Below are 17,972 nucleotides of genomic sequence, written 5' to 3' on the forward strand. Positions count from 1 at the left end.
TCGCAGGTGTCGTCTCCGTGTTAACGTTCTGTTGCCATTGGGTGTGACGGCTCCCAGTTTTGCCGGCCCGGTCAGTGCGCCATCGGGGCGGGCGTGTGCGGGTCGCTGACGGAGACGGCCGGCTTGCGGATGAAGAAGGCCAGCGGAATCGCGAAGAGCGAGATGATCGCGCCGTAGAGGAACGCGCTCTGGGTGCCCGCCGCGGTGGCGGCGACCTCGCCGGCCCCGTTGGCGATCTGGGTTGCCGCCGTCGAGGACATCACCGTGACGAACAGGGCCGTTCCGGCCGCACCGGCCAACTGCTGGGCGGTACCGACGACGGCGCTGCCGTGTGAGTACAGCTTGGGCTTGAGCGAGGCCAGCCCGGAGGTGAACAGCGGGGTGAACAGGAACGCCAGGCCGAAGCTCAGCGCCACGTGGGCAACAAGTACGTACCAGAACGGGGTGCCCGCGGTGAGCATGGTGAGGAACCAGAACGCGCCGCTGACGATGATCGAGCCCGGGACCAGAAGAACGGTGGGGCCAAACCGGTCGTAGAACCGGCCGACGAAGGGGGCGAGCAGACCCATGGTGAGACCGCCAGGAAGCAGCAGCAGGCCGGTGGTGAGCGCATCCAGGCCCAGCACGGTCTGCATGTAGATGGGCAGCAGGATGAGCGTGCCGAACAGGGCCATCATGCTCACCGCGAGCATGACGATGGCGAAGGTGAAGGTGCGCGACGTGAAGGTGCGCAGGTCGAGCAGGGCCCGGTCGGTTCTCTGCAGGGCGACCTGGCGCCAGACGAACAGGGCGATCGCCACGAGACCGATGCCCAGCGGTACCAGGCCGGCTGCTGCACTGCCGGTGGCGGATTCGCCGAGGTTGCTCAGCCCGTAAACCAAGCCGCCGAAACCGAACGCGGAGAGGATCACCGAGACCACGTCGAGCGGCACCTTGGTGGGAGTGGTCACGTTCTTGATACGGGCGGCGCCGAGGGCGAGCGAGCCGAGCGCGATGGGCAGCACGAGGATGAACATCCAGCGCCAGTCGAGCACGCTGAGGATCAGGCCGGAGATGGTGGGGCCGATGGCCGGGGCGACCGAGATGACAATGGAGATGTTGCCCATGGTCTTGCCGCGGGCGGCGGGCGCCACCAGGGTCATCACGGTGGTCATCAGCAGCGGCATCATGATCGCGGTGCCCATGGCCTGCACCACGCGGCCCACGATGAGCACCTCGAAGCCCGGGGCGATCGCGGCGATGAGGGTGCCGGTGCTGAACAGGGTCATCGCGGCGAGGAACACCGGACGGGTGTTGAACCGCTGCAGCAGGAAGCCCGTGATGGGGATGACGACGGCCATGGTGAGCATGAACGCGGTGGTCAGCCACTGGGCGGCGCTGGCCGTGATGTTGAGGTCCTTCATGAGGTGCGGCAGCGCCACACCCATGATGGTTTCGTTGAGGATGACGACGAAGGCTGACACCAGCAGCAGCGAGATGACGAGCTTGGTGCCCGCGGCATCCGGGGCATTGCCGGTGCTGACGGGAGATGTGCTGGTGGGGGCGGTGCTGGTGGCGACACTGGAGTCGGTCATCGGGGTCCTAACGAAACGGGCACTGGTGCGACCTCAGTATGAGGTACCCATGTTTCAACCAGAATGCGCCGGTTATGTTCCCGAATCGGACAAATGCGCCCGGTGTGCCGGGGCCACTTGTCCGCAGCGGCCACAGATGGGGCCAGTGCCGGCGGATGGCCGTGTCGTCGCGTCTTTTAGACTGAGAGCATGGGGGACTGGCTGGCAAACAATTGGACCGAGGTGCTGGGATTCGCCACCGGGGCTGCCTGCGTGTTTTTGGCCGCGCGCCGCAACATGTGGACGTTTCCAGTCGGCATTGCCAACAATCTGGTCTTCATCGTGCTGTTCTTCGGCGCCGCGCTCTACGCCGACCTCGGTCTGCAGATCGTCTACCTGCTGCTCGGTGTGACGGGCTGGTACGGCTGGTCCCGGCACCGCGCGGCCGACGACCGCGCGCTGATCACGCGGATGCCGCGCCGCAGCATCCTTCCGCTGGTGCTGGTCGCGGTGGTCGGCACCGCGATCATCGCCCTCGTCCTGCACTCGTACACGGACTCCACCACCGAGATCGCGGACGCCGCGACCACGTCCGTGAGCCTGGTGGCGCAGTACATGCTCAACCGGCGTTGGCTGGAGAACTGGTTCGTCTGGATCGCTGTGGACGTGGCGTATGTCGGGCTGTTCCTCGTCAAGGGACTGAACATCACCGCGGCTCTGTACCTGTTGTTCATCGGCCTGTGCGCCTGGGGTCTGCGCGGCTGGCTGCGTGCCCGCGCAGAGCAGGCCCGGCCACCGGCGGCCGGCGTCGCTGACCGCCAGCCCGTTGCTGCCGGCACGACAAGTGTCTGACGTGGGGGCGGGCCCGGCTGACGCGACCCGGTTCCGCCACGGCCTCGTGCTCGGCAAGTTCTACCCGCTGCACGCCGGGCACTCGAGCCTGATTCGCACGGCGCTCACCCGCTGCAACCGGGTCACCGTGCAGCTTCTCGGGGCCAGCCAGGAGTCCATTCCGCTCAGCGTGCGCGAGGAATGGCTGCGCGAGGAACACCCCACCGCCCGCATCGTGAGCGCCATCGACGACGCCCCGGTCGACTTCGACTCCCCCGATGCCTGGGAGGAGCATATGGTGCCGATCCGGGCGCTGCTCGACTCCCCGGTCGACGCCGTGTTCTCCAGCGACCCGTACGGTGCCGAACTCGCCGCACGCCTGGACGCCCGGTGGGTGCAGGTCGACCCCGGCCGCCGGCACACCCCGGTCTCCGGCACCGCGATCCGGGCGGATGTGCCCGGGCACTGGTGGGCGCTGGCTCCAGCCGTGCGCGCCTGGCTGACCCCGCGGGTTGTGGTGCTCGGCGCCGAATCCACCGGCTCCACCACCCTCGCCGCGGCCCTTGCCGCGCACTACGACACCGCCTGGGTACCGGAGTACGGCCGCGAGCACAGCGGAACGCGGACCGGCGGCCTCGACACACCCTGGCGCAGCGACGAATTCGACCTCATCGTGGACCGGCAAATCGCACTCGAAGACGCCTCCAGGCGCCGGGTTCCGCGCCCGTTGCTGATCTGCGACACCGACGTGCTGGCCACCACGCTCTGGCACGAGCGCTACGTGGGGCCGATACCGGCCGCGCTTGCGGCGCGGGCCACGGCGCATCCGCCCGCGCTGTACATCCTCACGGGCGACGAGATCCCGTTCGTGCAAGACGGCATGCGCGACGGCGAGCACATCCGGCACGGCATGCAGCAGCGGTTTCGCGAGGCTCTGGCCGGGCAACCGGTGCCGTGGCTCGAGACCACCGGGTCGGTGTGCCACCGGGTCGCGCAGGCATCCGTCGCCATCGACCGGATGCTCGCTGGCGCGTTCATGTTCGCGCTGCCGCTCGAGCAGCAGGCCGCGCTCGACGCCGACGCCGCCCACGGTGTTGCCGAACCTGCCCGGTAGGCTGCCGTCATGGGGCAGGGGAATCGTTGGACCAAGGTATCCGCATCACCGACACGTACTGACGGTGCCGCTCTGGCGGAGGAGCTGACCGCAGAGGACCTGTTCACCGAGGCGCCGGCGGTGGCCGACACCGCGCTGGACGAGAAGCTGCGGCAGGCGTACTTCTGGCTGGTGAACAGCGCCGTGATCTCCCCGTTCTACGACGTCGAGTTCTCCACCGGCTCACCCGTGAGCTTCGCGCTCGGCGATGCCGGTGCCGAACTGCACCTGCCCACCGACCAGTCCTACTCCTCGAACGTGCTGCTGCCGCTGCTGACCTTCGCGGTGGGCGGCAAGTGCCTGCTCGTGGGCGGGCCGGGCCGCGGAAAGACCACCCTGGCGATCCTGATGGGTGTGCTCGCCGGGTCGAGCGCCCGTGACGTGCGCCGCAACGTGCAGCAGGGCCAGCCGCAGATCACAGTGACCGACCTGGTGGGCATGCCGCTGCCGCGCGACCTCGTCAGCGCCGGGAGCCTGGCCGAGATCGAGATCGCCTGGCGCGACTGGCTCACCCAGCCGGTGAAGATCATCGACGAGTACAACCGGATCCCCACCAGGACCCAGTCGGCGCTGCTCACCATGGTGGCGGAGGGCTACGTGGAGAGCCACGACCAGATGCGCTCCACATCGCCGCCCTCCGGGGTGGAGAGCTGGTTCTTCACTGCCAACGACGACGCCGGCGGCGGCACCTTCCCGGTGATCCAGGCGCTTCGCGACCGGATGGACGTGACCGTCGCCGCTTTGGGCTTCAACAACCGCTTCTTCGACGAACTAGTGGCCAGGGTCGAGGCCGGCGAGAGGCCAGAGGACCACCTGCCCGCCGAGCTCGTCTTCGACGCCGACGAACAGCGGCTGCTCGAGGCGGCCATCCGTGCCGTGCCGCTGCCCGGCGCTGTGCGCCGCCAGTTGGAGTTCTTCGCCAGCCACTTCGAGTTCGTGCAGCACGGCGGCCGCCGGTTCGAGTACCGCACCAAAGACACCGTGCGTACCGGCGGGGGTGAGGTGGCCGAGGTGATCGAGGCCAATTCCGGCGCCGACTTGCAGGTGGACCTGGGCTCGCAGACCAGCAACAGCCTGTCGGTGCGGTCGTTGCAGACCCTGATCCGCTACGCAAAGGCCATGGCCTACTTCCGAGGCCGGCCGGTGGTGGGCCTGGACGACGTGGCCGCGGTGCTGCCGTTCGCGCTGCGCGGCAAGCTGCTGCCGAATGAGCTGCACCCGCGCTTCGATGTGGGCGCCGACCGGGAGCTGGCCACGGACTCGATCAGCTGGCTCGCCGACCTCTTCGCCGAGTCCCGCCGGCAGTTCACCGCCCTCGGGCTGGCAGCCCACGACCCGATCAGCGACGCCCTCGACCTGTTCAACCAGGGGCTGGACGGCGTCACCTCCGCGCAGGCCGCCCAACGGCTCACCGCAATCGAGTCGTTGATCAGCGGAATCGCTAAGCAGGGCAAGCTGTACGGTCGGCACTTCGACGACCTTCTCGCCCTCAAGTACCTGCACCAGCGCTACACCAACTACGTCAGCTGGCTGGGGTTCGGCGGGTGACCCAGCGCCCCCACCACGTCGTGAACGACGACGTGGTCGTCACCGACCCGGCCCTGCCCGAGGTCATCGAGGTCGATCTCGCCCTCTCCTCCAGCCGGATCGAGTCGTTGCACGGCACGACGGCCGGAGCCCGATACCGGCACTTCGTCGCCGAGGCTCTCGCCGTCGACCCCGGCGCCGATCGAGACGGCGTGCTCACGCTTGCCGCCCTCGCCGCGTGGCGGTGCGGTGCACCCGCTTTTCGCACGGATGCGCTCCGCCGGCTCGACCTGGCCCTGGCCGCCGGCAGCCCCGCCCTGCCGGCCCTCGCCGCTGCACTCGGCCTCCCCGAGGGTGACGTCGCCCCGTTCACCGCCCTCCAGCAGCACTCCAGATTCGGCTGGCCCGAACTCCAGGCGCCCGGGGATCTCCTGGCGGTGATGGGCGGTTTCCGCGGCCTTTTCGGGCCCTGGCTGGCACCGCCAGTGGCCGTGTCGGCCACGGACCGGCCGGGCATCTTCCTGATCCGTACCAGCGCCGACGGATCCACCACGGAGGACTGGCAGCTCACCGTGGATGTCTTCGGCCACACGTTGGTCCGGCTCCCGGTCGACGAGCGCGAGCCGGGCGTCTCGGAACCGCACGAAACGGTCGAGTCCGGCGCCGCTGAGGTCTCGGCGACCGGCGCCGTGCTGCGCATCCGCGGCTACACGGTTCAGCTGCGGGTGCCGGAGACCATCGGATGAGGAAGGCACCCGCCCTCAGTCCCGACCAGCGGGCGGCCTGGCAGAGCGCCCAGGCACTGTGGGGTGTCGAGCTGCACGACCCGGAACTCAAGCCCGACGCCCAGGCCCCGTCGTTCGCCTGGTTCAGCTTCCCGCCCCAGGTGACCTTCGACCTTCCGCTGGCCGAACGGATGGGCGTCGGCTCGTTTCTGGAGAGTATCTTCGCGCACGAGATCGGCCACCACGCCCTCTCACCCTCGACCCGCCTGATCGGCCTGAAGATTCAGCACCAGCTGGCGCGTGCCTTCACGGCCACCGACGCCGCACGCATCCCGAACGTGCAGGACGAGGTGCATAACTTCTCGAATCTGTGGTCGGACATGCTCATCAACGTGCGCGTGGCCGAGTTGCAGCGCCGCCGAGACGGCCAGGCGACACCGCCGGAGATGGTGCGGATGTGGACGGTTCTGGGGCTCACGGGCACTGCCGACAGGATGTGGTGGGTGATTCTGCGCGCCTACGAGATCCTCTGGGTGCTCGCCGCCGGCTCGCTTTGTGCGGCCGAGCCGCCGCTGGCGCCTATCAACCCTGTGCAGGAGAAACTGCGCGCGAGGGCCCAGTACTCAACGGCCGTGCATCGCAAGATCGTGCTGGACAAGCTCAGGGCCACCGGGACAGCACACAATCTCGCCGAACAGGAACAGGAATTCCAGGCCCAGGACGCCGCCGACGACGTGCAACGCGAGTTCGACGCGTTGGCGCTCACCGACCCCCGGGTTGATGCCGGCCTGCTCGCCGAGACCGTGCGCACCTTCGGCGACGATCCCGTGAGCGGCGCGCTGCGATTCGGGATGCTGCTGGCACCGTACCTGGTGACGCCGAACCCGGGGGCACAGGGACGGGCGAAGCGGGGTTCGGTTCCGGTTCGGCGGGCCGGCCTCTGCGACGGCGAGTCCGGTGCGACCCCGGCGACCGCCGGAGAGCTCGTCGCCGTGCTGGGGGACGCTCGCCTCCGGGACATCCCGGAGCATCCGGCCGTGCTCAAGGCCCGCACCCTGGCCGCGAAGTCCACTGCGGCTGACGGGATCAGGCCGGCCGTGCCGGGCGCGACAGCGGGCGCATCCGTCGACTCGAACGATCAGGGCTACGGTCTGGCCCGCACTCTCGAGCTCTACCGCGACAGTGGGGCGAACGCCGTGATCGCCGCCTGGTACCAGACCCGGGCGCGCAGTTACGTGCGCCCGCTGCTGCAGAGGTCCCCGGCCGCGCCTCCGGCCGGCACCGAGATTCCCGGGGCGCTGGAATCGTGGCAGCTCGGCGACGACCTGGCCGACCTCGACTGGGCGGCGTCGATGGCGCAGAACCCCACCATCGTGCCCGGGGTCACCACCGTGCACCGGGAGTACCTTCCCGATCTACCCCCGGTCGCCACGGTGAGCCTCGACCTCGACCTGTACATCGACTCGTCGGGCTCGATGCGGAGCCCGCTGCTCGAGTCCCCGGCCGTCCTGGCCGGCAGCATCCTCATCCTCTCGGTGCTGCGCGGCGGCGGCCGGGTGCGGGTGACATCGTTCTCGGCGGCCGGTCAGGTGGCAGGCGGCGCGAGGTTCACGCGCGAGCGTCTGGAGGCGCTACGGGATCTCACCACCTACTTCGGCGGCGGCACAGTGTTTCCGCTCGACCTCTATCGGGACCGTTACCGTGGCCTCGGCCGCACCAGTGCGACGGTGCGGCGACACGTGGTGGTGCTCTCCGACGAGGGCCTGCTCTCGATGTTCGGCACCGGCCAGCCTGAGTTCGCCGATGTGGCGGCACGGGTGCGGAGGGGGCTGGACACCGCCACGCTGATCCTGCAGGACTCGCGCCGGTTGGTGGCCGCGCCGGCCGCCGCGGCCGGCTACGACGTTGAATACATCGAGCGGATGGACGACGCCCCGGACGCCTGCGCCCGCCTGGCGCGGAGACTGGCGACCAGCGCACCGCGCAGCCCCAACGCCGTTCGAGGAGGATTCCGTGGCTGACCAACCTGTCCCGTTCTGGCGGAGGCTCGCGGAGGCGGTCGGGCTGACCGAACCTGGCCTGCCGGTGCCGATCCCACAGACCGGATCGAGCACGCCTGCCCCGACGCCCGCAGTTCCGGCTGCCACTCCTGCTGCCGTGACTCCCGCAGCGCCCTCTGTTGCCACGGCTCGCCCCTCTCGCGCCCCCGCCCCCTCCCGCGCCCCCGGCACGGGCACGGATACTGCCGGAGAGACGGATGGGGTCGGTGCGCGGCGATTCCCCACCGCAGCCGATGCCGAGGCGCTGCTCGACCTATGGTTTGCGCGTGCCGAAGACGACCTCGTCGCTTGGCGGCACTGTGTCCCCGGGCCCAGTGCCGCCGAAATCGGCACGCGGCTCTCGCTGGTTCCGGCGGCGTTCCTCAGCGACGGGGTGGCGATCCTGCCCCTTGCCGAGTACATTCTGGAAGCGGAATATAGCGGATCGCGAGCCGATGCCGCTTCCCGGCGGGCGCAGGACGTGCTGGCCGTCGTCGAACAGGTGCGTGCCACCGGATCGAGCGCCGCCCGCCGCGGCGCAGCCCTGGTGCTCTGGCTCTGGGCGAGCGACGAACTGCACGGCCCGTCGTCGGTGCCGCTGACGGTGTTGCACCACGACCGGGCACTGGCCGCACTGGCCTTCCGGCTGGCATCGGTGGTCGACCCGGCGGAGTGGGTCGGCGACGCCGACCGGCGCGACGAGGCGGCCCGCCAGTTCCTGTTCTGGTCCGGGCATCTCCCGGCCGGTGAAGACGAAGCCACCGCTCGGTCGATCCTCAGCACGCGTGACTCGCTGCAGCAGAACGCCGCCCTCGCCCAGTCCCTCGTCGAGCACGAACACCGCCTCGAGGTGACCCGTCGCCTCCAGGCGGCGCGGGCTCGGGAAGCCGCCGCCCGGTACTCGAATGAGTAGCAGCGCACGCCCCGGCGCTCCGGCCGCCGACCCGGACGACCCCCTGGCGCTGGCCGAATACGCCCCCGGCCTCGCGGTCGCGCTCACCGACGCGGAACGTTGGCCCACCCTCGACGCGGCCGGCGCCGCGCGTCTCGACGCCGTGCAGCGGCATCCGCTCGCGCCGGTCTGGGTGCACCGCACCGGCGACAGGCTCACCGCCCAAGGCGTGCAGCGGGCGCAGACACCCGTGCCCGTGGAGGGCTGGCTGGACGAGCACCTCAGCACGGCCCGGCGCTTGCCCGCCTACCGTCGGGTTGCCGACAGCCTCGGCGATTTGGACACCTGGCCCACCGTGACCCGCGACGACCTGCTCGAGGACGTCTCCGCGTTCGTGCCGCTGGACGCCGACCTCGATCGCATGATCGAGGGCTCCAGCTCGGGCACCACCGGCCGGGCACTGCAGATCCCCGACGACATCGAGGAGGTCGCCCGCACCTTCCACCTACTCGTGGCACTCGTGGCCGCCCGGGGCATCGAGTGGCGGCCTGATCCGGAACGGATGGCCCTGGCCTACGTGGTGCACCAGCGGCAGGCGTTCACCTACGCCTCGGCGATCAGCAGCTTCGGCCAGTCCACGATGGCCAGGCTCAACCTGCATCCCTCACAGTGGCCGGCCGCCGGCCAGCGCACCGGGTTCCTGCTGGCGCAGCAGCCCCAGGTGATCACCGGCAATCCCACCAGCCTGGCCGAACTGCTGCACCCCGACCTGATGGCCAGTTTGCGGCCGCTCGCGCTTTTCAGCGGGGCGATGGCGTTGAGCCTGGGCCTCCGCCATGACCTTGAGCGGGCCTACGGCTGCCCGGTGATCGACGTCTACGGGCTGCACGAGACGCGGCCGATCGCCGCCAGTGCCGACGGCGGACCCTTCGTGGTGCTGGACCGTCGAGTGCACGTGGAGGTCCTCGACGTGGACGGTCGGCCGGCGCCGACGGGGCAACGCGGTGAGATCGTGGTGACGGCGGGGGAGAACCCGCTGCTTCCCCTGGTGCGCTACCGCACCGGCGATTTCGGCCGACTGGTCGAGGTGGGCGGGCGACCCGCGCTGGCCGACCTCGAGGGCCGGGAGGCCACCCGGTTCCTGGCCGGCGACGGCACCCTGGTCCCCAGTGTGGACCTCACCCAACAGTTGCAGGCCGGCGGGGCGCGCGGATGGGCCGTGCGCCAGGCCGTCGACGGCACGGTGACCGCCACGGTCGTGGGCGGCGATCCCGGCCGGATCGGCACGGCGCTCGGGCTGCTGCTGCACCGCCCGGTGACGGTGACCGCGGCCGCGACCCTGCTCGAACTCGGCGAGGGCAAGCCCCGGCGCTACGAGTCCGCGGCCACCTGAACGCAACTGGTCCCGAAGCGGACAACTGGTCCCGGTGTGCCGGGGCCACTTGTCCGGATCGGTAATAGTTGCGCCTTGTGTGAGCGGCCGGGGCGCCGGGGATGGCAGGAGATACCCGAGTATTGGCAGTCGTCGGCACGCCCGGGCGGCGCGGGCATCCCTACGCTGGAGGCATGCCGATCACACCCGACACCAAAGACTGGACCTGGGTGCTCGAGCGCCCCTGCCCCGAGTGCGGATTCTCCTCCGCCGAGGTGGACTATGACGATGTTCCCGGCCTCATCCGGGCGAACGCGGCGGCCTGGGCGCCCGTTCTGCAGCGCCCTAATGTGGCGGTACGGCCCGACGACACGACCTGGTCGGCGCTGGAGTACGCCGCTCACGTGCGCGACGTGTTCCGCATCTTCGCCTTGCGCCTACGCCTGATGCTCACCGAGGACGACCCGCTGTTCGCGAATTGGGATCAGGACGTCACGGCCGTGGCGGAGAGGTACAACGAGCAGGACCCACACACCGTGGCGGCGGAGCTGGCCGCCGCCGCGGCATCCGTTGCTGACGCCTTCGCCGCGGTGCCGGCCGCCGACCGCGACCGCACCGGGCGGCGCAGCGACGGCGCCCGGTTCACCGTGACCACGCTGGCCCAGTACTTCGTCCACGACCCCACCCACCACCTGCACGACGTCGTCGCCTGATCCGCGCCGGCCCGACACGGCCGGCCGGGCCGGTGATGGTGCCGCGCCGCGGGGGCGGACGTGGCGTCTGTTCCCGGATCGGACTTCTGCACCCGGTGCGCCGGGACCTTGTGTCCGTCTGGGGAACAGTCGCAGGCGGTACAGGGCGCGGGACGCGCGAGCATCATGGATATCGGCGCCAGCCTCACGCGCTAGCGTCGAAGGATACGTCTACACCCTTGGGTGGTCTCCGGGATGCTGTTGGCCTGGAGACCACCTCGTTTGGAGCTCCACATGATTTCTCCCCGCATCGCGTTTCTCGACGTCGACGGCACCCTCATCGACTCGGGTGAGGTGATCGCAGACTCCACCATCGAGGCGGTGCAGACCGCCAGGGCGAACGGGCACCTGGTGTACCTCTGCACCGGCCGGGCGAGCGTGGAGATCTACGCCAAGATCCGCGACATCGGCTTCGACGGTGCGATCAGCGCCGGCGGCGGGTTCGCCGAGATCGGCGACGAACTCGTGATCAGCCGCACCATGCCCGAAGAGGCCGTGGCGCGGATGGTCGCCTTCTACGAGGAGTCCGGCTACGACTTCTACCTGCAGGCATTCGCCGAGCTGTACCCGAGCCCCGGCGTGCGGAGCCGTTTCGCCAGCTACCTCCAGGACGACCAGGACCGCAGGGGCGAAACCCGCACCGACCTCGAATCGGTCACAGGCGAGCACGAACACCCGGCCCTCAAGGCGTTTGCCGATGTGCGCCCGCTCAGCTTCACCGGCATCGCGAAGTCGGTCTTCCTGGCCGGCGACCTGTCGGCGTTCGACCGGGTCACCGCGGCGCTCAGCGGCGATTTCCACGTGATCACCGGCACCATCCCGCACATGGGCAAGGGCAGCGGAGAGGTCACCCTCGGCGGGGTCAACAAGGGCTCGACGATTCTGCAGCTGCTCGACAAGCTCGGCCTGGATGCTTCACGCGCCATCGGTGTGGGCGACAGCAACAACGACATCGAGATGCTGCAGGTCTGCGGTGTGGGCATCGCCATGGGCAACGCCACGGATGCCGTGAAGGCGCACGCCGACGAGGTCACCACGAGCGTTCTCGACGATGGAGTCTGGAATGCGTTCCGCCGCCACGGCCTGATCTGACGGACGTTTCCAACTCGACCCCGTCAGTCGAGCGTGTCGAGACCCGGTGAGCAGACCAGCGGGGTCTACTTCGACAAGCTCAGGACGGCGTCGACAAGCTCGACCAGCGTTCGGGCGCGATCCGCAGACCGCCTCGATCGGCGATCGGGGCGTTTCCGAGGCTGGTCAGAGGGCCTCGAGCACGCTGACGTAGTTGGCCACGCCGACGCCACCCATGTTCTGCACCAGGGCGCGCCGGGCGCCGGGCAGCTGCATCTCGCCGGCCGTGCCGGTGAGCTGCATGGCCGAGACCACGTGCTGCGACACTCCGGTGGCGCCCACCGGGTGCCCCTTGGCCTTGAGGCCACCGGACAGGTTCACCGGCAGGCGTCCGCCCGGCTGCACCCAGCCCTCCTCGATCGCGCGGCGGCCCTGGCCGGCCGTGGTGAGGCCCATGGCCTCGTAAAGCACGAGTTCGGCGATGGTGAAGCAGTCGTGCAACTCGGCGAAGTCCACGTCGGCCAGGCCCACTCCGGCCATGCCCAGGGCGCGTTCGAACGAGACCCGGGTGGCCGCGAACGCCGTGGGGTCGCGCCGGGACGCCGGCAGGAAGTCGTTGGCCTGGCCGAACCCGGTCAGGCGCACCGGGTCGGTGGCCGCGCCGGCGCTGCGGCGGGCATCCGTGCTGAGGATCACCGCGGCCGCGCCGTCGGAGACCGGAGAGCAGTCGGTGCGGCGCAGTTGCCCGGCCACGATCGGGTTCTTCTCCGACACCGTGCGACAGAACTCCTCGCCGAGGTCTCGGCGCAGCTGTGCGTACGGGTTGGCGACGCCGTTGCGGTGGTTCTTCGCGGCGATCGAACCGAGCACGTCGCCGATCGCGCCGTAGCGCTGGGCATAGGCATCGGCCACGACGGCGAACAGGCCGGCAAACCCGGTGCTCGATGGGGTGCCGGCCAGGTCGTAGTCGGCGCCGAGTAGCGCCGCGCCCACCTGGTCGGCGCTGGCGTGGGTCATCTTCTCCGCGCCGATCACCAGCACGGTCTTCGCTGTGCCGGCCAGCAGCGATTTCACGCCCTGTTGGATCGCGGCGGACCCTGACGCGCAGGCGTTCTCCACCCGGGTGGCCGGCACGTTCGCCAGCACCGGGTCGGCCTGCAGCACGAGCGACGACGGGAACGCCAGCGGCACCAGGGCCGAGTTGAACTGGCCCAGGAAGACCTCGTCGATCTCGGCGGCATCGATGCCTGCACCCGCGATGGCCTCCCGGGTGACCTGCACGATGAGGGACTCGAGAGTGTCGTCGGTGAGCTTGCCGAACCGGCTGTGTCCCCAGCCGGTGAGCAAGACGTTGAGGCCGTTGCGGGTGGCGAGGCTCATGCGACCACCTCAGCCCGAGCATCCGTGAACTCGGCGTCGGTGCAGTCACGCAGCCGGTCCACGGTGACGCCGGGGGCGAGGCGCACAAGCTGCAGGCCGACATCCGTGATGTCGAACACGGCGAGATCGGAGATGATGCGGTCGACCACGGCCACCCCGGTGAGCGGCAGGGTGCACTCGGTGACGATCTTGGGCGAGCCGTCGCGGGCAACGTGCTCGGTGAGCACCACCACGCGGGGGGTGCCGGCGACGAGGTCCATGGCGCCGCCCATGCCCTTGACCATCTTGCCGGGGATGGTCCAGTTGGCCAGGTCGCCGCGGCCGGAGACTTGCATGGCGCCGAGGATGGCGACCTTGACGTGGCCGCCGCGGATCATGCCGAACGAGGTGGCGGAGTCGAACACCGACCCGCCCGGCAGCACCGTGACGGTCTGCTTGCCGGCGTTGATGAGGTCGGCGTCCTCGTCGCCCTCGAACGGGAACGGGCCCATGCCCAGCAGCCCGTTCTCGCTCTGCAGCGTCACGCTCACCCCGGCCGGGAGGTTGTTGGCCACCAGGGTGGGGATGCCGATGCCGAGGTTGACGTAGTCACCGTCTTCCAGTTCGGCGGCCGCGATGGCGGCCATCTCGTCGCGGGTCCAGGTCATCGGAATGCTCCTTCGGGGCTGACTGTGGCGCGGGCGGTGTCGCGCCGGCGCACCGTGCGCTGTTCGATCGGCTTCTCGCGGGCCGTGGCCGGCACCAGGCGTTGCACGTAGACGCCGGGGGTGACGACGTTGTCTGGATCGAGTTCCCCGGCCAGCACGATGTGCTCGGCCTCCGCGATGGTGACCCGGCCGGCGGTGGCGACCACCGGGTTGAAGTTGCGGGCGGTGTAGCGGTAGGTGAGATTGCCCGCGGTGTCGGCCCGGTGGGCGCGCACGAGCGAGACGTCGGCGACGATGGCGCGTTCCTGCACGTAGCGTTCGCCGTCGAAGTCGGCGTGCGGCTTACCGTCGGCGACCAGGGTGCCGACCCCGGTCTTGGTAAAGAACGCAGGGATGCCAGAGCCCCCGGCCCGCAGCCGCTCGGCGAGGGTGCCCTGGGGGCTGAACTCGACCTCCAGACGTCCGTCGAGGAACTGCTCGGCGAAGAGCCTGTTCTCGCCCACGTAGGAAGCGATGACCTTTCGCACCTGGCCGGCTTCGAGCAGCAGGCCGAGGCCCAGGCCATCGACGCCCATGTTGTTCGAGACCACGGTGAGACCTCCCACACCGGAGTCGCGCACGGCTTCGATCAGGTCGGCGGGGATTCCGCTGAGGCCGAATCCCCCAACCGCGAGCACGCAGCCGTCGGTGAGGGTGCCGGCGAGGGCCTCGGCGGCGCTGAGGTGCAGTGTTGTCATCGGGTTCTCCTCGTGATCACGGTGCGGGGTGGATGCGCCGGGCCGCTCACGCGGTCCAGCCGCCGTCCATCAGGTACGACGAGCCGGTGACCATGGCCGCCTCGCGGGAGGCGAGGAACACGACCAGGGCCGCCACCTCCTCGGGTTCGACGAGCCGTTTGATGGCGTTCTTGGCCAGGATCACCTCGTGCATCACCTCTTCGGCGGGGATGCCGTGCGCGTCGGCCTGTGCCGAGATCTGGCTCTCGAGCAGGGGCGTGCGCACATATCCGGGGTTCACGCAGTTGCTCGTGACACCGTGTTCGCCCCCTTCGAGCGCGGTCACCTTGGACAGGCCCTCGAGACCGTGTTTGGCGGTGACGTACGCCGACTTGAAGGCGGAGGCACGCAGCCCGTGCACCGACGAGACGTTGATGATCCGCCCGTGCCCGTTCTTGTACATGTTCGGCAGGGCGGCCCGGATGAGCAGGAACGGCACCTCGACCATGAGCGTCTGCATCCGGCGGAACTCCGCCGGGTCGAAACTCTCCAGGGGGCTGATGGTCTGGTAACCGGCGTTGTTGACCAGGATGTCGGCGGACAGCGTGAGCGTTTCGAGTGCCGCGGTGTCGAGCAGGTCGACGGCCCAGGCCTCGCCGCGCACCTGGCCGGCCACTCGTTCGGCGGCCTCGGCGTCCCGGTCGGCGACGATCACGTGGGCGCCCTGGGCGGCCAGGGCCGCCGCACACGCAGCCCCGATGCCGCCGGCGCCGCCGGTGATGAGGGCGCTCTGGCCGGAGAGGTCGCTGACCATCAGAGGCTGCCGACGGGGGTCAGACCGTGCTTCTCGGCATCCACCTTGTCGACCTCGCGCAGGGAGATGCCGCGGGTCTCCTTGAGGGTCACCACGGCCACCAGCGTGACGGCGCAGGCCGCGGCCACGTAGAAGGCCACCGGCAGCCAGGAGTCGTACTTCTGCAGCAGGGCCGTGGCGATGATCGGGGCCATCGACCCGGCCAGGATCGAGGTGACCTGGTAACCGAGCGAGACGCCGGAGTAGCGCATCCGGGTGGGGAACATCTCGGCCATGATGGCGGGCTGGCCGGCGTACATCAGCGAGTGGAAGCAGAGCCCGATGGTGATGGCGAGCACGATCAGCGCAGGGTTCTGGGTGTCGAACATCGGGAAGGCGAAGAACGCCCAGGTGGAGCCGAGGACGGCGCCGGCGAGGTAGACGGGCTTGCGACCGATGCGGTCGGAGAGTCGGCCGACCTGCGGGATCACCAGGAAGTGCACGACGTGGGCGATCAGCAGAGCGAGCAGCAGGCTGCTGGTGTTGTACTGGTGCACGGTGACCAGGTACACGATCGAGAAGCTCACGATGATGTAATACAGGATGTTCTCGGCGAAGCGCAGGCCCATGGCGCCGAGGATGCCCTTCGGGTACTTGCGCACCACCTCGAGCACACCGTAGTTGGCGGCCTTGTCGGCCTCCACCTGGGCGCGGGCCTCGAGGAAGATCGGCGCCTCGCTGACGTGGGTGCGGATGTAGTACCCGACGACGACGATGATCGCGGAGAGCCAGAACGCCACGCGCCAACCCCAGCTGAGGAACTGGTCGGCGGGCAGGGTCCAGGACATGGTCAGCAGCACCAGGGTGGCGAGCAGGTTGCCCACCGGCACGGCGGACTGCGGCCAGCTGGACCAGAACCCGCGCGACTGGTTCGGGCTGTGCTCGGCCACGAGCAGCACGGCGCCGCCCCACTCCCCGCCTACCGCGAAGCCCTGGATGAATCGCAGGGCCACCAGCAGGGCGGGCGCCCAGTAGCCGATGGTGTCGAAGCCGGGCAGGCAGCCCATCAGGAAGGTCGCGACACCGACCAGCACGATGGTGAGCTGCAGGGTGTGCTTTCGACCGAGCCGGTCGCCGATCTGGCCGAAGACGATGCCGCCGAGCGGCCGGGCGATGAAGCCCACCGCATAGGTGAGGAACGCGGCGATGATGCCGTCGAGCTGGCTGCCCGCGTTGGGGAAGAAGACCGTGGCGAAGACCAGGCTCGCCGCCGTGGCGTAGAGGAAGAATTCATACCACTCGACGACGGTGCCGACCATGGAGGCGGCGACGACCTTCTTCAGGCCGGAGGTTTCGCTGGTGGAGGGTAGGCCGCTCGTGGCGGCGGTGACACGCGAATTCGCGCTCATGGGGATCTCCTTGAGTATCGGCATTGACACTGGGTGGGGGAAAGGCTCGTCGTTCTGCGCCGGGGGCGGTGAACGACTCCCCTGAGTATTCCCGCTCGCCGATGCTGCGACAATGACCACTTCACCACTCCCGATGTGCATAATTGCAGATATGAGTGAATCGCCCGTCACCGGTTCGGCGAACCCCGACGACCTGCTGGTGCTGCTTGCCGTCGCGAGGACCGGCCGCTTCACCACCGCCGCCGAATCCCTCGGCCTCAACCACACCACAATCTCCCGGCGCATCGCGGCCCTGGAGACGGCGCTGGCCGGCCGGGTGCTCTCGCGCACGGCGGGCGGCTGGGAGCTCACCGACCTCGGCACCCGCGCGGTGCGCGCGGCCGAGAACGTGGAAGCGGCCCTGGACCTGTTGGGCGGGCAGGCGGACGGCCGGGAGCTCTCCGGGGTGGTGCGGCTGAGCGCGACGGATGGCTTCAGCGCCTTCATCGCGGCCCCGGCGGTGGCCGAGTTGCAGCAGACGCATCCGCTGCTGCGGGTGGAGATCGTCACGGTGACCCGGCAGGCGCTGCAGCACCGCTCGGGCCTTGACATCGAGGTGGTGGTGGGCCGGCCGACGGCGCACCGGGCGGAGGCGTTCGAGCTGGGCCGCTACACGCTGGGCATGTACGCGTCGCGGGAGTACCTGGACCGAAACGGTACGCCGGGCAGTGTGGCCGCGCTGGTGGAACATCCGCTGGTCTACTTCGTGGACTCGATGCTGCAGGTGGACGACCTGGACGCCCCGCGCCGACTGGTGCCGACCATGCGGGGCTCGCTGAGTTCGACGAACGTGTTCGTGCAGATCGAGGCCACCCGGGTGGGCGGCGGCATCGGGCTGCTGCCCTGCTTCATGGCCGACCGGCACGACGACCTCGTGCGGGTGCTGCCGGCCGAGTTCGCCGAGGAGCTTCCCTATTGGATGGTGCTGCGCCCGGAGGCCAGACGCCAACCGGTCATCGCGGCGGTGGTGGAGGCCCTCCGCGCCCAAATGCTGACGCTGGCCGCGGCCCTACGCGGCTAACGCCCCGCGTCCCTCCCGCGAACCGTGAGTTAAGCCCCAAAACCCCGGGTTT

The 17,972-nt window shown here is 69.7% G+C and carries 16 protein-coding genes; 10 read left to right on the forward strand and 6 right to left on the reverse strand.

The window, feature by feature from the left end:
* Window positions 1-71: 71 nt before the first annotated feature.
* Window positions 72-1,574: an MDR family MFS transporter gene (locus KY500_RS16765; RefSeq protein ID WP_219901497.1), complete on the reverse strand. Its 1,503-nt coding sequence runs from the start codon at window positions 1,572-1,574 to the stop codon at window positions 72-74.
* Window positions 1,575-1,763: 189 nt separating this feature from the next.
* Here KY500_RS16765 and pnuC point away from each other — a divergent pair, with 189 nt between their 5' ends.
* The 9 genes from pnuC to KY500_RS16810 all read left to right on the forward strand — a co-directional run bounded on the left by pnuC (window position 1,764) and on the right by KY500_RS16810 (window position 11,936).
* Window positions 1,764-2,405 (forward strand): nicotinamide riboside transporter PnuC, encoded by a 642-nt coding sequence (gene pnuC, locus KY500_RS16770; protein ID WP_219901498.1) that lies wholly within the window; start codon window positions 1,764-1,766, stop codon window positions 2,403-2,405.
* The gene (locus KY500_RS16775; protein WP_255579492.1) at window positions 2,398-3,498 is read left to right on the forward strand and encodes an AAA family ATPase; all 1,101 of its coding nucleotides are present in this window, start codon (window positions 2,398-2,400) and stop codon (window positions 3,496-3,498) included. Before pnuC ends, KY500_RS16775 begins: the two co-directional genes overlap by 8 nt.
* Before the next feature lie 9 nt (window positions 3,499-3,507).
* Window positions 3,508-5,085: a MoxR family ATPase gene (locus KY500_RS16780; protein WP_219901499.1), complete on the forward strand. Its 1,578-nt coding sequence runs from the start codon at window positions 3,508-3,510 to the stop codon at window positions 5,083-5,085.
* Window positions 5,082-5,810 carry a hypothetical protein gene (locus KY500_RS16785; RefSeq protein WP_219901500.1) on the forward strand — a complete coding sequence of 243 codons (729 nt, stop codon included), beginning with the start codon at window positions 5,082-5,084 and terminating at the stop codon, window positions 5,808-5,810. The genes KY500_RS16780 and KY500_RS16785 overlap by 4 nt, the downstream gene beginning before the upstream one ends.
* Entirely contained in the window at window positions 5,807-7,810 is a 2,004-nt protein-coding gene (locus KY500_RS16790) for a VWA domain-containing protein (RefSeq protein ID WP_219901501.1), read from the forward strand. Before KY500_RS16785 ends, KY500_RS16790 begins: the two co-directional genes overlap by 4 nt.
* The gene (locus KY500_RS16795; protein WP_255579494.1) at window positions 7,803-8,741 is read left to right on the forward strand and encodes a hypothetical protein; all 939 of its coding nucleotides are present in this window, start codon (window positions 7,803-7,805) and stop codon (window positions 8,739-8,741) included. Before KY500_RS16790 ends, KY500_RS16795 begins: the two co-directional genes overlap by 8 nt.
* Window positions 8,734-10,113, forward strand: a complete 1,380-nt coding sequence (locus KY500_RS16800; RefSeq protein ID WP_219901502.1) for an AMP-binding protein — start codon at window positions 8,734-8,736, stop codon at window positions 10,111-10,113. The genes KY500_RS16795 and KY500_RS16800 overlap by 8 nt, the downstream gene beginning before the upstream one ends.
* A gap of 173 nt (window positions 10,114-10,286) precedes the next feature.
* On the forward strand, window positions 10,287-10,805 hold the full coding sequence (locus tag KY500_RS16805; RefSeq protein WP_219901503.1) for a DinB family protein: 519 nt from the start codon (window positions 10,287-10,289) through the stop codon (window positions 10,803-10,805).
* 273 nt (window positions 10,806-11,078) lie between these two features.
* Window positions 11,079-11,936, forward strand: coding sequence for an HAD family hydrolase (locus tag KY500_RS16810; protein ID WP_219901504.1), 858 nt, complete (start codon window positions 11,079-11,081; stop codon window positions 11,934-11,936).
* 165 nt (window positions 11,937-12,101) lie between these two features.
* Here KY500_RS16810 and KY500_RS16815 read toward each other — a convergent pair whose 3' ends face one another.
* Genes KY500_RS16815 through KY500_RS16835 form a run of 5 tightly spaced genes read right to left on the reverse strand, consistent with a single transcriptional unit; the run spans window position 12,102 to window position 16,860 of the window.
* The gene (locus tag KY500_RS16815) at window positions 12,102-13,295 is read right to left on the reverse strand and encodes an acetyl-CoA acetyltransferase (protein WP_219901505.1); all 1,194 of its coding nucleotides are present in this window, start codon (window positions 13,293-13,295) and stop codon (window positions 12,102-12,104) included.
* Window positions 13,292-13,942 carry a 3-oxoacid CoA-transferase subunit B gene (locus KY500_RS16820; RefSeq protein WP_219901506.1) on the reverse strand — a complete coding sequence of 217 codons (651 nt, stop codon included), beginning with the start codon at window positions 13,940-13,942 and terminating at the stop codon, window positions 13,292-13,294. Before KY500_RS16820 ends, KY500_RS16815 begins: the two co-directional genes overlap by 4 nt.
* Entirely contained in the window at window positions 13,939-14,679 is a 741-nt protein-coding gene (locus tag KY500_RS16825) for a CoA transferase subunit A (protein ID WP_219901507.1), read from the reverse strand. The genes KY500_RS16820 and KY500_RS16825 overlap by 4 nt, the downstream gene beginning before the upstream one ends.
* 46 nt (window positions 14,680-14,725) lie before the next feature.
* Window positions 14,726-15,472 carry a 3-hydroxybutyrate dehydrogenase gene (locus KY500_RS16830; RefSeq protein ID WP_219901508.1) on the reverse strand — a complete coding sequence of 249 codons (747 nt, stop codon included), beginning with the start codon at window positions 15,470-15,472 and terminating at the stop codon, window positions 14,726-14,728.
* Window positions 15,472-16,860 carry an MFS transporter gene (locus tag KY500_RS16835; protein ID WP_219901509.1) on the reverse strand — a complete coding sequence of 463 codons (1,389 nt, stop codon included), beginning with the start codon at window positions 16,858-16,860 and terminating at the stop codon, window positions 15,472-15,474. The genes KY500_RS16830 and KY500_RS16835 overlap by 1 nt, the downstream gene beginning before the upstream one ends.
* A gap of 151 nt (window positions 16,861-17,011) precedes the next feature.
* Between KY500_RS16835 and KY500_RS16840 the strand changes: the two genes are divergently transcribed.
* Window positions 17,012-17,920 (forward strand): LysR family transcriptional regulator, encoded by a 909-nt coding sequence (locus KY500_RS16840; protein ID WP_255579495.1) that lies wholly within the window; start codon window positions 17,012-17,014, stop codon window positions 17,918-17,920.
* Window positions 17,921-17,972 lie beyond the last annotated feature (52 nt).

Source organism: Cryobacterium sp. PAMC25264, assembly GCF_019443325.1.
In the GTDB taxonomy this organism is placed as follows: Bacteria; Actinomycetota; Actinomycetes; order Actinomycetales; family Microbacteriaceae; genus Cryobacterium.

Excerpts from the sequence above, each read along its gene's own strand:
- KY500_RS16765 (WP_219901497.1), bottom strand. The coding sequence starts at position 1,574 with ATGACCGACTCCAGTGTCGCCACCAGCACCGCCCCCACCAGCACATCT.
- pnuC (WP_219901498.1), top strand. The coding sequence starts at position 1,764 with ATGGGGGACTGGCTGGCAAACAATTGGACCGAGGTGCTGGGATTCGCC.
- KY500_RS16780 (WP_219901499.1), top strand. The coding sequence starts at position 3,508 with ATGGGGCAGGGGAATCGTTGGACCAAGGTATCCGCATCACCGACACGT.
- KY500_RS16790 (WP_219901501.1), top strand. The coding sequence starts at position 5,807 with ATGAGGAAGGCACCCGCCCTCAGTCCCGACCAGCGGGCGGCCTGGCAG.
- KY500_RS16800 (WP_219901502.1), top strand. The coding sequence starts at position 8,734 with ATGAGTAGCAGCGCACGCCCCGGCGCTCCGGCCGCCGACCCGGACGAC.
- KY500_RS16805 (WP_219901503.1), top strand. The coding sequence starts at position 10,287 with ATGCCGATCACACCCGACACCAAAGACTGGACCTGGGTGCTCGAGCGC.
- KY500_RS16810 (WP_219901504.1), top strand. The coding sequence starts at position 11,079 with ATGATTTCTCCCCGCATCGCGTTTCTCGACGTCGACGGCACCCTCATC.
- KY500_RS16815 (WP_219901505.1), bottom strand. The coding sequence starts at position 13,295 with ATGAGCCTCGCCACCCGCAACGGCCTCAACGTCTTGCTCACCGGCTGG.
- KY500_RS16820 (WP_219901506.1), bottom strand. The coding sequence starts at position 13,942 with ATGACCTGGACCCGCGACGAGATGGCCGCCATCGCGGCCGCCGAACTG.
- KY500_RS16825 (WP_219901507.1), bottom strand. The coding sequence starts at position 14,679 with ATGACAACACTGCACCTCAGCGCCGCCGAGGCCCTCGCCGGCACCCTC.
- KY500_RS16830 (WP_219901508.1), bottom strand. The coding sequence starts at position 15,472 with ATGGTCAGCGACCTCTCCGGCCAGAGCGCCCTCATCACCGGCGGCGCC.
- KY500_RS16835 (WP_219901509.1), bottom strand. The coding sequence starts at position 16,860 with ATGAGCGCGAATTCGCGTGTCACCGCCGCCACGAGCGGCCTACCCTCC.
- KY500_RS16840 (WP_255579495.1), top strand. The coding sequence starts at position 17,012 with ATGAGTGAATCGCCCGTCACCGGTTCGGCGAACCCCGACGACCTGCTG.